The sequence below is a fragment of the Pigmentiphaga sp. YJ18 genome (genome assembly GCF_038066655.1).
Taxonomy (GTDB): Bacteria; Pseudomonadota; Gammaproteobacteria; order Burkholderiales; family Burkholderiaceae_B; genus Pigmentiphaga.
The window spans coordinates 1,748,466-1,761,132 of the sequence record NZ_JBBUKU010000001.1 but is presented as its reverse complement, the minus strand read 5'-3'; the positions used below and the strand labels follow the sequence as shown (position 1 = coordinate 1,761,132).

Sequence of the window (12,667 nt, the reverse complement as noted above, 5' to 3'; positions counted from 1 at the left end):
GCTCCTTTGCTTGCAAGCCTAGCGTCCGCCCACGTGCTCGGGCCGCCAACGCTGGAACCGGCGCTGGATGCGTTCGGCGCCCCAGGTGATGACCATGCCGGCGAAGGCGGTGACGAGCACGCCCACCATGAGCGTGTCGGTGGCGAACATCTGTCCGGCGTAGGCGATCATGAAGCCTATGCCTTCGTTGCCCGCGGACAGCTCGGCGATGATGACGCCGATCAGCCCATGCGCCACGCCCTGCCGCACGCCGGTCAGGATGAACGGCACCGAATAGGGCAGCGCCACGGTGGTGAAGATCTGGCGATCCGTCGCGCAGAAGGCGCGCGCGGCGCGCAACAGATCGGGGTCGATGTTGCGCACGCCCGCCAGCGTGTTGACCATGATGGGCAGCATGGCCGACAGGAACACCACGAAAATCTTCGAGCCGCTGCCTATGCCGAACCAGATGATGATCAGCGGATACAGCGCGATGCGCGGCGTCGCATACAACGCGTTGATCAGCGGATCGAACATCATCAGCGCGCGCCGGTACCAGCCCAGCAGGATGCCCAGCGGCACGCCCACTAAGAAGGCCAGCGCCAAGCCGATCAGGTAGTTCTTGCCGCTGTACAGCGCGTTGGCGGCCAGTTGCCCGTCGGCGCACAGCTCGACGAACTTGCGCGCGATGGCCGACGGCCCGCTGAAGAACAAAGGCGAGATCCAGCCCATCTGCCAGCAGAACTCCCAGATGGCGATCAGCGCCGCCAGGGTGGACAGGCCGAGGATCGCGGCTTCGTGCCGCTTGTAGAAACCGACCTTGCGCGCCGCCGGACGGCTGACCGGCAGCGATGGGGCGATGCTTGCCATGTTGTCTCCTGGTGTCATTCCGCGCGGATCACGTTGATGCGGTCGGCCTCTTCCTCGATCAGCTTCCAGATGTCGTCCGACATCCGCAGGAAATCGGCCCCGCGCTTGAGCGAGAGTTCGCGCGGACGGGGGAAGTCCACGCGGAACTCCCGCTTGATCCGGCCCGGCCGCGTTCCCATCACGACCACGCGGTCGGCCAGATACACGGCTTCGTCGATCTGGTGCGTGATGAACAGCACCGTCTTGCGCGAACGCGCCCAGATGTTCAACAGCTCGGACTGCATGAACTCCCGCGTCTGCGCATCCAGCGCGGCGAAGGGCTCGTCCATCAACAGCACGTCGGGATCGGTAGCCAGCGCGCGCGCCAGGTTCACGCGCTGCTGCATGCCGCCGGACAGTTCGGACGGATAGCGTTCCTCGAAGCCCGACAGGCCCACCATCCTGATGAACTGTTCGGTGCGGGCATCCATCGTGGCGCGGTCGAAGCGGCGCTGCATTTCCATGCCGTAACGGACATTTCCCCGCACGGTGCGCCATGGCAGCAGGCTGGCGGACTGGAACACCATCGAGCGCCCCACGCCGGGACCGTTGACCAGTTCGCCGTTGATGCGCATGGTCCCTTCCTGGTAGCGCAGCAGGCCCGCCACGATGTTCAGCAAGGTGGTCTTGCCGCAGCCGCTGGGGCCGACGATGCAGACGAACTCCCCTTCGCGCACGTCCAGCGACACATCGTCGAAGGCCAGGAATTCCGTCTGGTTGCGCTCGACCCAGTAACGATAGGTCATGTGATCGATCGCCAGTTTCGACCGGCTTGTGGCCGCGTGTCGCTGGACCTGCGCCGCTACCGCGTTCATACCGTCTCCTTCGTGGATCACGCCCTGCCTATTCTTATGAATATAATATAGTTATATTGTTCTCATCGGCCTAGGGATTTCCACGGGAGCGGCGCGCGACAGCGCCTCCCTTACGGGATGAACGTTCAACGGACGCAAGGTTTCAGCCGCGCGTCGGCGCGCGCCATGCCGCGGCGGCGCCTACCCGCGCCAGCCGCCGGGTCATCGCCTTGCGCGCGCCCTCGGCATCGCCGTTGGCGATCAGGGCGTACAGGCGGACGTTGTCGGCGATCACCCGTTCGGCGATCTCTTTCTTGTTCGACATCGAGTAGGCCGGCTGCAGGACGTGGCGCAGCGCGCGAAAGTGGGCCGAGAGCCCACGGTTGTGCGCGGCCTCGACGATCGCGGCGTGGAAATCCATCGCGCTCGCCGCGAAGGCTGCGGGGTCGTCGATGCGATCGGGCATGCCATCCAGGATGGCCTGCATGCGCGCCAGGTCGTCGCGCGTGGCCCGGGCCGCGGCCAGGCCCGCGGCATGGATCTCGACCGCCGCCTGGGTCTCCAGCATCTCTTCCCGGGAAATGCTGATCAGCTTGAGCTGGATCGCCAGCGCATCGGCGAAGCGGTCGAGCTTGCCGTTGGCGATCCACGCCCCGCCATGCTTGCCGGGGCGGATCGCCACCACGCCCAGGGCCGCCAGCGACTTGAGCGCATCGCGCGCCGCCATGCGGCTGACTCCATAGCGTTCGGCCAGCGAAGCCTCGGTGCCCAGGAAATCGCCGCTCTTGAGTTCATCCGCGAACAAGGCCTCGCGGATGTGCGACACGATGCGCCAGGACAGCGTCTCGGGCGGCGTGGCCGCATGGGCGACGCCAGCCGCGCGCCGGGGTTCGGCGGCCGGATCCTGGCCGGCGCCCGAAGTTGGAATTTTCATGAAAGAGATCATAGCCATAAGTTCGCCCCACCTTAAAGATATTATTTTTATGAAGCGAATTCTTGATGTTCTCCAATGATAATTTAGCCAATCTCTAACAAATCTCTCTTTTCATCAATCGTTATTATGATATTTTATTGATCGAGCTGCTGGCACTTCGGCAGCCGTTGCATCATTCCCGCCATCAAAGGAGACACACCATGGGCAAGTTTTTGATCGGGCCGCACATGCGGTTGCAGGAGTGGGTTGCCGAGGAAAAAGGCTATTTCGCCGACGAAGGCCTGGACTACGAGTTCGTCGCCAAGGGCGGCTCGAAGAACCTGTCGGTGAAATCGGCGGTGGAGTTGCCGCGCGACCAGATCCGCGGCGCCTACCAGACCATCGAGGAAGGCCGCACCTGCGACGTATCCAGCGCCTGCCACTGGACGGTCAACATGGCCGCCGCCGCGGGACACGGCAAGCTGTGGGCGGACGCCTACTCGGTCGCCTCCGCCGGCATCTACGTTCCCGAGGATTCGCCCATCCGCCAGCCGGAGGACCTGGCGGGCGTGCCCATCACCGTGGGCTATCAGTCGGGCAGCCACTACGCGACGCTGCAGGCGCTGGAGGCGGTCCTGCCGCGCGATCAGATCAAGCTGCATTTCGGCGGCATGCTGATGCACCGCCTGGATCTCCTGGTCGATCGCCAGGTTCCCGCCGCCACGATGTTCAATGCGCCGATGTACTTCGCCGAACAGCTCGGCTTTCGCAAGGTCATCGACTGCACGTTCATGATCGCCTCGGTCGTGCCCGGCGATGCCGCCACCGAGGACATCGCCAAGTACTTCCGCGCGCTCCAGCGCGCGCAGCAGGACATCGACCTGCGCTTCGAACGCTACACGCACTACTACAAGCGCGAAATGCCCGAGAAGTACCGCGACCGGATGGATACCCGCCTGTACGGCCCGGGCGAACGCCTCGTCTTCCTGCCCTACACACAGCAGATCTTCGAAGAGACCCAGCAATGGGTGAACGACTGGCAGATCTTCGACGACAAGCCCGAGCAGCGCATGGGCTACGGCGACTCGGTGTTGCACGCCTGAACACGCGGGCGCCGCCTGGCGCCCCGCCTGCGTTTGCGAGCGAAAGTAAAAAAACAACTAAAAAATTTTACTAACCTCAAAAACACGCATATACTTTTATTGTCATATTAAAAGTAAAGGCGGATCGTCACACGCGATCCGCTCCGCCCCCTACCCCCCGGGGCGTATCCAGACCTCAGTTCCAGCAAGACCCGCTGCATCCGCAACCCGACCGCCCCGATCGCGGGGAGTCCGCTCGCGCGTGCCGGCAGGACCGGTTGCAGCCACGAACCGCGCGCCCCCGACCCGGGCCGCCATCGCTTCGATTCATACGTCATTTCCGGAGGAGACATCCATGAGCGCATTCTTCGACAACCTGGGCCAGTCCGGCCTGGGCACGACCCGCCGCGAATTCCTGGTGAAGGCCCTGGCCGCGGGCGGCAGCGGCTTGCTGCTGGCGACCATGAACGCGTGGGGCGCGGGCATCGCCTCGACCGCCGGCGCCCCGCCGGTGCTGCAAGGCGGCGGCCGCGGCAAGAAAGTGGTCATCCTGGGAGCGGGCCTGGCCGGCATGACCGCCGCCCTGGAATTGGGCAAGGCGGGCTACCAGTGCGAGGTGATCGAGGCGCGCAGCTACGCCGGCGGGCGCTGCCAGACGGCACGCCGCGGCTTCACGCTGAGCGAACTGGGCGGCGAGACCCAGGTCTGCGATTTCGACGAAGGGCAATACATCAACCACGGTCCGTGGCGCATCCCCTTCTGCCATCGCTCCACGCTGCATTACGCCGCCGAGCTGGGCGTGCCGCTGGAGCTCTACAACAACGACAACGACGCCGCCTACATCTATTACGAGAACGCCGGCCCGCTGTCGGGCAAGCGGCTGCGCCGCTTCGAGGTCAAGGCGGACATGCGGGGCAACGTGGACGAACTGCTGGCCAAGTCCATCCGCAACGGCCAGATGGACCAGACGCTGAGCGCCGAGGACAAGACCCTGCTGCTGGAGTACCTGGTCAACGAAGGCTATCTCAACCGCGACGACCTGACTTATCGCGGCACCAACGGCCGCGGCTACAAGATCTACCCCGGAGCCGGCAACCAACCCGGCGTGGAATCAGATCCGCTGGGCTTCGGCGACCTGCTGAAGTCCAAGCTGGGCCGCATCTACCGCTCCGTCAACGACATCATGAGCCAGTCCACCATGCTGCAGGCGGTGGGCGGCATGGACCAGATCGCCAAGGCCTTCGAGCGCAAGGTGGGCCATCTCATCCGCTACGGCACCGAGGTCACGCAGATCCGCAACGGCAAGGACAAGGTCACGGTCCAGTGCAAGGACCTCAAGACCGGCGCCCTGCGCACCCTGGAGGCGGACTTCTGCCTGTGCACCATTCCCATGTCCGTGCTCAAGCAGATGGATACCGACTTCTCCACCGAGTTCAAGCAGGCCATGCAGGGCAATGCCTACATGCCCACTGGCAAGATGGGCCTGCAATTCAATCGCCGCTTCTGGGAACTCGACCACCAGATCTACGGCGGCCACATCGGCAACGACATCAAGAACATCGGCATCATCTCGCTGCCCTCCACGCAGTGGCAGGGGCCGAAGGGAACGATGCTGGGCTACTACAACTTCGGCGCCACGGCCGCCGAGGTCAGCGCGCTGTCGCACAAGGAACGGACCGAACTCGCGCTGGCCGCGGGCGAGAAGATCTTCCCCGGCGACTATCGCAAGCATTTCGCCAAGTCGTTCTCGGTCGCGTGGCATCGCGTGCAGTACAGCCTGGGCGGCTTCTCCACCTGGTCGGGCGAATCGCGCAAGACCGCCTTCCCGCGCCTGCTCGAGGGTGAAGGCCGGACCCTGCTGGCGGGCGAGCACATGAGCTACCTGGGCGGCTGGATGGCCGGCGCGATCGAATCCTCGTGGCAGCAGATCGAACGCATGCACGCGCGCAACGCCGCCTGACCCCATACCAAGGAAACCGACACATGATGCTCAAGCCGCTCATCGCGCTGTTCGCGCTGGCCATTCCCTACGCCGCGCAGGCCCAGGAATCGGGCGCGTCGCTTTATCAGAAGAACTGCCTGGCCTGCCATCAGGCCAAGGGGCAAGGCATCCCCGGTGCCTTCCCCGCGCTGGCCGGCAGCGCCTTCGTCGCCGGCGACCGGACCGAACTGCTGGCGACCATCCTGAAGGGCCGGGGCGGCATGCCCGCCTTCGCCGGATCGATGAACGACGAGCAGATCGCCGCCGTGGCCACCTATCTGCGCGACGACTGGAACGGCAAGGCCGGCCCGGTGCAGTCCGCCCAGGTCGCCGCCGTGCGCAAGGGTGGCAATGCCGTGCAGTACAGCCAGTCGCAGGCCCGCCCCAACAACTGATCCCACCCCCGACGACAACAAGGAAACCCCATGTCTTTCACCGCTCGCGCCGCGCTCATGATTCTTCCCTCCGCCCTCCTGCTTGCACAAGGCGCCCAGGCCCAGGACATCGTGCGCCATGCCTCGTCCAACCCGAACGCGCCGATGTCCTCGGCGGTCCAGATCCCGCCATCGGCCACCACCTACTACCTGAGCGGCCAGGTCCCCGCCGCCGTCAATCCCAACGCGCCGCGCGAATCGCGCGAAGCGTTCGGCGACACCGAGACCCAGACCATCAGCGTGCTCGAACGCATCGAGGCCGCCTTGAAGCCCCTGGGCCTGGGCATGAAGGACGTCGTCAAGATGCAGGTGTTCCTGGTGGCCGATCCGCAGAAGAACAACAAGATGGATTTCCGCGGCTTCATGGCCGGCTACGGCAAGTTCTTCGGCAAGACCCAGCCCAACCTGCCCGCCCGTTCGGTGATGGAGGTGGCGCGCCTGGCCAATGACGGCTGGCTGGTCGAGATCGAGGTCATCGCCGCCAAGGCCCCCTGAATCCACGCCACGCACACCGGACGCGCCTCGTAGGCCACGACGCCCGCTGACGCGGGACGCGTCCGGCGATACGGATACACCACGCAGTCCGGACATCGGCGCATCGCCGCCGAGGGGGGAGCTCGCGCCCGAAAAAGCGCGAATCCGGAACAACGACATAAAACGAGGAGCAGACCATGTACCAGAGGATACTCGTCGCGGGGGCCGCGGCACTTCTGTCCACGCAGGTCCACGCGCAGTCCAGCGTGACCATCTACGGCGTCGCCGACGTCAGCATCCGGTATCTCACCCATGCCGACCGCGCCACCGGGCGCAGCAAGCTGTCCATGGAGAACGGCGCCGTCTCGAACAGCCGCTGGGGATTCCGCGGCGTGGAGGACCTGGGCAACGGCCTGTCCGCCCTCTTCAACCTGGAAGGCGGCATGAACCTGGACGACGGCACCCAGTCGACCGCCGGCAGGATCTTCAACCGGCAGTCGTTCATGGGCCTGAGCAGCCGCACCGCGGGCACGCTGACCTTCGGCCTGCAGAACAACCCGCTGTTCGACTTCATGGTCGGCCCCTACGACCCCATGACCCTGGGCAACTACAGCCAGAACTCCTGGATGGGCACGGTGTTCAGCGTGGCCGGCCGGCGCGGCAAGGACAACTCGATCAAGTACACGAACACCTTCGGCGATTTCCGGGTCGCTGCGTTCTACGGCATGGGCGAACAGCCCGACAACCACCGCAAGAACGAGGCCTGGAGCGGCACGGTGTCCTATACGAAAGGTCCGTTCAGCACCGGCGGCGGCTTCGTCCTGACGCATGACGCCCTGGGCAACAAGCAGACCGTCTACAACCTGAACCTGCGCTACAAGCTCGGGCCCGCCACGCTGTTCCTGGGCCACTTCAACAGCAAGGACCACACGGGCTTCGTCGACGCGTTCCTGAACGGCGGCGCCACGCCCAGCGCCACGGCTCCGCGCCGCGACAACGCCTGGTTCACGGGCCTTACCTACGACGTCATGCCATCGCTCAAGCTGACCAGCGCGTTCTACTACGACCGCAGCAAGAACGTGCGCGCGGTCCAGGGGGACGCCGGCGAGGGCACGCGCTATGCGCTGGTGCTGCTGGCCGACTACTACCTGTCGCGGCGCACGACGCTGTACGCCACCGTCGACTACAACAAGGTCAAGGATGCGGCACGCGTCGACATCCCCGGCGGGAACAGTCAGACCGGTGTCGCGATCGGCCTGCGCCACCGTTTCTGATAGACATCGTGACGGGGTCCAGTAAACTCGCGAAGATCGAGCACACCCACCTAGGAACGATGTCGACTCGCGCCACCGACCGCCGTGCAGCACCATCCCGCAAGGCGGCCGAACCCTCGCGCCGCCGGACCGCGTCGAAGGACCAACCGGCGGCGCGGGACAAGGCCAAGGATGCCGTCCCGGTGGACGAGACCTTCGTCTGGATAGGCGGGCAGATCCGCAGCCTGCGCAAGGCGCGCAACCTTTCGCTGGACGAGCTCAGCCGCGCGACCGGCTTTTCCATCGGCTATCTCAGCCAGATGGAGCGCGGCCTGGCCAAGACCTCGATCGGTTTCCTGAAGAAGGTCAGCCTCGCGCTGGACGTGCCGCTGGGCTGGTTCTTTCCCAGCGGCCAGCCCAGCGACCCCACCGACCGCGGCGTGGTCGTCCGCGCCTCGCGCCGGCGCCAGCTGACCTCGAACGCCGGCGTGTCCGACTTCCTGCTGTCGGCCAATCTGGATGGCCAGCTCAAGCTGTTCTATTCGGTGCTGGAACCCGGCGCGCGCAGCGGCGACGCCTATGCGCACCAGGGCGAGGAAGGCGGCTACGTGGTCAGCGGCAGCCTGGACCTGTGGGTGGGGGACGATCACTTCGTCGTCAACGCGGGCGACAGCTTCAGCTATCCCAGCACGACGCCGCACCGCCACGCCAACCACGGACGCGATGCCGTGGTCATCATCTGGGCCGTCTCCGGCGGTTCGGGCAAAGGGTAGAAAAAAGCGGGGGCCATGCGCCCCCGCTTGCGGATCACAGGAACTTGGTCGGCCAGATGATCGTGCGCCACATGTGCGCCACCGGGCTGCCGTCGAAGCCCAGGCCTTCCTTGGGCTGCTTGAAGTTGCGGCCGATGATGTCGATGAAGTCGTCCATGCTGACCACCGCGTTCGGATCGAACGAATAGATGTCGTTCAGCGTGATCAGCCGGCTCGTCATGTACCACTTGTGGTTGCGCGCCTCCTGGTAGGCCTGCTCCACATAAGGCTCGGGCCGGTAGTCTTCGCCGAAGTAGCGGATGTAGGCATCGGGATAGGCATAGCCCACGGACTCGTCGGGGAAGAAGCGCAGCGCCTGGTGGTAGCGGATGGCCCAGCTCACTTCCTCGTCCACGTAGGGTTCGAGCAATTGCGCGCCCCAGTAGCCGTGGTCGACGCGGATGAAGCCGGACACGGCGATGTCGTGCAGCAGACAGGCCAGCACGACCTTCTCGCTGTGCCCGCCCTTGAGCGCATGGGTGGCGCTTTGCAGCAGGTGGTTGGCCGGCGCGAAGCGGTACTTGAAGAAGTCCAGCAGCGTAGGGTTCTCCGGCATCCTGGGCAGGCGCGGATCGTCGCCCATCATGAAATGCTTGGGCTTGCCCTGGTCGCGCGCCGCCCCCTGCGGCATGATGGGTTGTCTCGGGTCTTTTTCACCCGAAGTGAACAGCACGGACTTCACCACCTTGCGATCGAGTTCCTCGATCATCTGGTGTTCGAGCGCGTCCGCGCGCTGGGACAAGGTCATTGCCATGATTGCGTCCTTAGCAGGTACTGGATTTCCGCGCCGCGGCCCTTGTATGACGATGGCCTCAGCTAATTAGCATACAGTATGCGTCTTAACGAAAAGTGTCAAGACTGGGCAAGCCCGGCATGGGTGCGAAGGCAGTCTGCTAAGATTCCAGCCCGTCGCGCGACGCACGCCACGCATTCATCCGAGATCGCCGCATGTCGAGCCCCCTGCCCCATCCAGCCGCCTTCCCGCCCAACGGTGCCGACCTCGGCGCGCCCGCGGGCAAGACGGGCAGGATCCTGCAGATCCTGCAGGCGCGCTTCGCCAGCGGGCACTACCGCTTCGGCGAAAAGCTCTCGGTGGTGGACCTGGCCCACGAGTTCGGCGTCAGCCGCCAGCCCATCATGACGTCCATGCGCGACCTGGCCGGCGACGGCTTCGTCATCATCACGCCCCAGGTCGGCTGCGAAGCCGCCGCGCCCGACCGCAACGAGATCCAGGATTTCTTCTCGGTCTTCGCGAAGATGGAAGGACGCATGGCGGGCATGGCCGCCGAACGCCACGACGACGCCGACATGGTCCAGCTGCGCGCCGCCCAGGCCAGCTTCGAACAGTCACCCACCGGCGGCGGCCATTGGAACCTGGACAGCGTCAGCCATTTCCACAGCGTCATCCGCCACATGGCCCGCACGCCGGCCCTGGCCAACCGCATCGGCAAGTTCTGGCACATGGCCAACTACATCCTGCGCAACGGCCAGCGCGACTATCCCGAATCCGTGCGCACCGTTGGCAACCGCGAACGCGCCGGCATCGTGGCCGCCATCGCCGAACGCGACGCGCAGGGTGCCGAACGCGCCATGGAACTGCACGTGCTGGGCAAACCGCACCGCGTCGGCCTGCTCTGATCCCCGCTTCCCCTCCGGCCGCCTGACGGCCTTTCCTTGCGCCCACCGCGGCGGGTGCGCACACAGCTGAGCTCCGTCGCAGCCCTGGTTCAGCGGTTTCGCCCCAATTGACATACTAGAATCTTAGTTATAGAGTGCGGCCATAGACCTGCCACGGAGGCCCGGTGAAGCTACTGATCGTCGACCACTATTTCAGCCAGGCGTACGCCCAGGCCCTGCAATCCCGGTTTCCCGGCCTGGAGATCGCGCACGGCCGCAGCTTCGCTGAAGTTGCCGCCGCGCACGACAGCGCCGAAGCGGTGTTCGCGCTGGGCCATCTGTTCAACGACGCGCTGGTCTCGCGAATGGCCTCGCTGCGGTGGATCCAGGCGCTTACCACCGGCACGGACGCGATACAGGCGCTGTCGGTGCTGCCGCCCGGCGTAACGGTAACGTCGGCCCGCGGCATCCACGCCCCGCAGATGTCGGAAATGGCGTTCATCCACATGCTGGCGCTGGCCCACCAGTTGCCCCGGATGCTGCGCAACCAGGCGGACAGCCGCTGGGAGCGGTGGCCGCAGTCGCTGCTGTACCGCAAGCGCGTGCTGATCCTGGGCGTGGGCGTCATCGCCGAGGGCCTGGCCCGGCGCTGCAAGGCCTTCGACATGGAAGTGGTCGGCGTCTCCGGCACGCCCCGCGCCGTCCCCCACTTCGATCGCGTGGCGCCGCGCGCCGACCTGCACGCCGAGCTGGCGCAGGCCGACTACGTGGTCAGCCTGCTGCCGGCCGGCCCCGAGACCGACGGCTCGATCGGCGCCGCGTTCTTCCGCGCCATGCGTCCCTCGGCCTGCTTCGTCAACATGTCGCGCGGCAGCGTGGTGGACGAGGCCGCGCTGCTGGATGCGCTGCGGTCGGGCACCATCGCCGGCGCCGGGTTGGACGCCTTCGCCGTCGAGCCCCTGCCCGCCAGCCATCCGTTCTGGCTCGAGCCCCGGATCCTGATTTCCCCCAAGCACGGCGGCACCACCGACATCTATGTCGAGCAGGTGATGCCCATCCTTGAACACAACGTGGCCTGCTACCTGGACGGCCGACTGGACGACATGAAGAACATCGTCCTGCGCGGCGCCACCCCGGCGGCCCTTCACTCCCTGGAAGCACGATGAGCCATCCCCTTCCCGACTCGCCCGAGCAGCGGGTCCTGCACCCCATCCCCACGCGCGAGCTGGAGCGCCGCTGGCGCGCGGTCCGCGAGCGCATGGACGAACTCGGCATCGACGCGCTGGTCATGCAGAACTCCAACGACTGGCTGGGCGGCTATGTGAAATGGTTCACCGACCGTCCCGCCACCAACGCCTATCCGCGCGCCATCGTGTTCCCCCGAGACGGCCGCATGGTGTCGGTCGAGCAGGGCCCGACCGGCGGCATCCGCGAGGTCCCGCCCGACGACGTGGTCGACCGCGGCGTCGAGAAGATCGTGTTCACGCCCAGCTATGCGTCCATCCACTACACCGGGACCTATGACGCGGAACTGGTGCAGGCGGAACTGCGCCGCCGCGGCTACAAGACCGTGGGCCTGGTCGGCACGGCCTGCATGTACCACGACTTCTGCGCCCACCTGAAGCAGACGGCGGGCTCGGTGCGCTTCGTCGACGCCACCGACATGGTCGATCACATCAAGGCCATCAAGAGCGCCGACGAGATCGAGGCCATCGGCCGCATGGCGGCCATGCAGGACGAGGTGCTGCAGGCCCTGGCCCGGCACATCCGCCCCGGCATGAAGGACTTCGAGGTCGCCGCCTACGCCCAGTACGCGGGCCAGCTGCGCGGCAGCGAGCAGGGGCTGTTCATCGGCTCGTCCTCGCCCGCCGGCCGCGCCGCGATGTACAAGCCGCGCCACCTGCAGGGCCGCGAAATGCGCGAAGGCGATTCCTTCACCCTGCTGATCGAGAACAACGGACCCGGCGGCTACTACGGCGAACTCGCCCGCACCTTCGTGCTGGGCAAGGCCTCGCAGGAACTGCTGGACACCATGGCCCTGCTGGTCGAGGCCCAGCGCCACACGCTGGACCACCTGAAGCCCGGCGCGATGCCCGCCGACATCCTGGCCGCCCACAACGCCTTCATGCGGGCCCGCGGCATGCGCGAGGAAACACGCCTGTATGCCCACGGCCAGGGCTACGACATGGTCGAGCGGCCGCTGATACGCGAGGACGAGACCATGCCCATCGCCGCCGGCATGAACATCGTGGTCCACCCCGGCCATGCCACCCCCAGCGTCTTCACCACCGTCTGCGACAACTACATCATCGGCGCCGACGGCCCCGGGGAATGCCTGCACAAGACGCCCAAGACCATCATCGAACTCTGAGCCCACCCGCCGCGCAGCCCGCGCGGCGCTTCGCGCACTTCCCCTGCC

General features: G+C 65.9%; 13 protein-coding genes. 9 read left to right on the top strand and 4 right to left on the bottom strand.

From position 1 onward, the window contains the following. Positions 1–18: 18 nt before the first annotated feature. The 3 genes from WKR98_RS08625 to WKR98_RS08615 form a co-directional block, all read right to left on the bottom strand. Positions 19–849, bottom strand: coding sequence for an ABC transporter permease (locus tag WKR98_RS08625; protein ID WP_341432642.1), 831 nt, complete (start codon positions 847–849; stop codon positions 19–21). A 14-nt stretch (positions 850–863) separates the two neighbouring features. Next, complete coding sequence (locus WKR98_RS08620) at positions 864–1,703, bottom strand: ABC transporter ATP-binding protein (protein WP_202865584.1); 840 nt, start codon at positions 1,701–1,703, stop codon at positions 864–866. Between the two features lie 142 nt (positions 1,704–1,845). Next, on the bottom strand, positions 1,846–2,616 hold the full coding sequence (locus WKR98_RS08615) for a FadR/GntR family transcriptional regulator (protein WP_161567682.1): 771 nt from the start codon (positions 2,614–2,616) through the stop codon (positions 1,846–1,848). A 200-nt stretch (positions 2,617–2,816) separates the two neighbouring features. Here WKR98_RS08615 and WKR98_RS08610 point away from each other — a divergent pair, with 200 nt between their 5' ends. The 6 genes from WKR98_RS08610 (at position 2,817) to WKR98_RS08585 (ending at position 8,592) form a co-directional block, all read left to right on the top strand. After that, entirely contained in the window at positions 2,817–3,698 is an 882-nt protein-coding gene (locus tag WKR98_RS08610) for an ABC transporter substrate-binding protein (RefSeq protein ID WP_124687706.1), read from the top strand. A gap of 334 nt (positions 3,699–4,032) precedes the next feature. After that, positions 4,033–5,637 carry a flavin monoamine oxidase family protein gene (locus tag WKR98_RS08605; protein ID WP_341432641.1) on the top strand — a complete coding sequence of 535 codons (1,605 nt, stop codon included), beginning with the start codon at positions 4,033–4,035 and terminating at the stop codon, positions 5,635–5,637. 23 nt (positions 5,638–5,660) lie between these two features. Continuing rightward, positions 5,661–6,053, top strand: coding sequence for a c-type cytochrome (locus tag WKR98_RS08600; RefSeq protein ID WP_341432640.1), 393 nt, complete (start codon positions 5,661–5,663; stop codon positions 6,051–6,053). A gap of 30 nt (positions 6,054–6,083) precedes the next feature. Beyond that, positions 6,084–6,587, top strand: coding sequence for a RidA family protein (locus WKR98_RS08595; RefSeq protein ID WP_341432639.1), 504 nt, complete (start codon positions 6,084–6,086; stop codon positions 6,585–6,587). A 176-nt stretch (positions 6,588–6,763) separates the two neighbouring features. Beyond that, positions 6,764–7,840, top strand: coding sequence for a porin (locus WKR98_RS08590; protein WP_341432638.1), 1,077 nt, complete (start codon positions 6,764–6,766; stop codon positions 7,838–7,840). Positions 7,841–7,899: 59 nt separating this feature from the next. Then, positions 7,900–8,592 (top strand): helix-turn-helix domain-containing protein, encoded by a 693-nt coding sequence (locus WKR98_RS08585; RefSeq protein ID WP_124687702.1) that lies wholly within the window; start codon positions 7,900–7,902, stop codon positions 8,590–8,592. Positions 8,593–8,626: 34 nt separating this feature from the next. Here the strand turns inward: WKR98_RS08585 and WKR98_RS08580 are convergent, their stop codons facing one another. Further along, complete coding sequence (locus tag WKR98_RS08580; RefSeq protein WP_202865583.1) at positions 8,627–9,385, bottom strand: HD domain-containing protein; 759 nt, start codon at positions 9,383–9,385, stop codon at positions 8,627–8,629. Between the two features lie 194 nt (positions 9,386–9,579). Between WKR98_RS08580 and WKR98_RS08575 the strand changes: the two genes are divergently transcribed. The 3 genes from WKR98_RS08575 to WKR98_RS08565 all read left to right on the top strand — a co-directional run bounded on the left by WKR98_RS08575 (position 9,580) and on the right by WKR98_RS08565 (position 12,619). Continuing rightward, the gene (locus tag WKR98_RS08575) at positions 9,580–10,269 is read left to right on the top strand and encodes a GntR family transcriptional regulator (protein WP_124687701.1); all 690 of its coding nucleotides are present in this window, start codon (positions 9,580–9,582) and stop codon (positions 10,267–10,269) included. 164 nt (positions 10,270–10,433) lie between these two features. Further along, entirely contained in the window at positions 10,434–11,414 is a 981-nt protein-coding gene (locus WKR98_RS08570) for a D-2-hydroxyacid dehydrogenase (RefSeq protein WP_124687700.1), read from the top strand. Beyond that, positions 11,411–12,619, top strand: a complete 1,209-nt coding sequence (locus WKR98_RS08565; RefSeq protein WP_124687699.1) for a M24 family metallopeptidase — start codon at positions 11,411–11,413, stop codon at positions 12,617–12,619. Before WKR98_RS08570 ends, WKR98_RS08565 begins: the two co-directional genes overlap by 4 nt. The last annotated feature ends 48 nt before the right edge of the window (positions 12,620–12,667 follow it).

Coding starts and splice junctions, on each gene's coding strand:
- WKR98_RS08625 (WP_341432642.1), bottom strand. CDS start 849: ATGGCAAGCATCGCCCCATCGCTGCCGGTCAGCCGTCCGGCGGCGCGC.
- WKR98_RS08620 (WP_202865584.1), bottom strand. CDS start 1,703: ATGAACGCGGTAGCGGCGCAGGTCCAGCGACACGCGGCCACAAGCCGG.
- WKR98_RS08615 (WP_161567682.1), bottom strand. CDS start 2,616: ATGAAAATTCCAACTTCGGGCGCCGGCCAGGATCCGGCCGCCGAACCC.
- WKR98_RS08610 (WP_124687706.1), top strand. CDS start 2,817: ATGGGCAAGTTTTTGATCGGGCCGCACATGCGGTTGCAGGAGTGGGTT.
- WKR98_RS08605 (WP_341432641.1), top strand. CDS start 4,033: ATGAGCGCATTCTTCGACAACCTGGGCCAGTCCGGCCTGGGCACGACC.
- WKR98_RS08600 (WP_341432640.1), top strand. CDS start 5,661: ATGATGCTCAAGCCGCTCATCGCGCTGTTCGCGCTGGCCATTCCCTAC.
- WKR98_RS08595 (WP_341432639.1), top strand. CDS start 6,084: ATGTCTTTCACCGCTCGCGCCGCGCTCATGATTCTTCCCTCCGCCCTC.
- WKR98_RS08590 (WP_341432638.1), top strand. CDS start 6,764: ATGTACCAGAGGATACTCGTCGCGGGGGCCGCGGCACTTCTGTCCACG.
- WKR98_RS08585 (WP_124687702.1), top strand. CDS start 7,900: ATGTCGACTCGCGCCACCGACCGCCGTGCAGCACCATCCCGCAAGGCG.
- WKR98_RS08580 (WP_202865583.1), bottom strand. CDS start 9,385: ATGGCAATGACCTTGTCCCAGCGCGCGGACGCGCTCGAACACCAGATG.
- WKR98_RS08575 (WP_124687701.1), top strand. CDS start 9,580: ATGTCGAGCCCCCTGCCCCATCCAGCCGCCTTCCCGCCCAACGGTGCC.
- WKR98_RS08565 (WP_124687699.1), top strand. CDS start 11,411: ATGAGCCATCCCCTTCCCGACTCGCCCGAGCAGCGGGTCCTGCACCCC.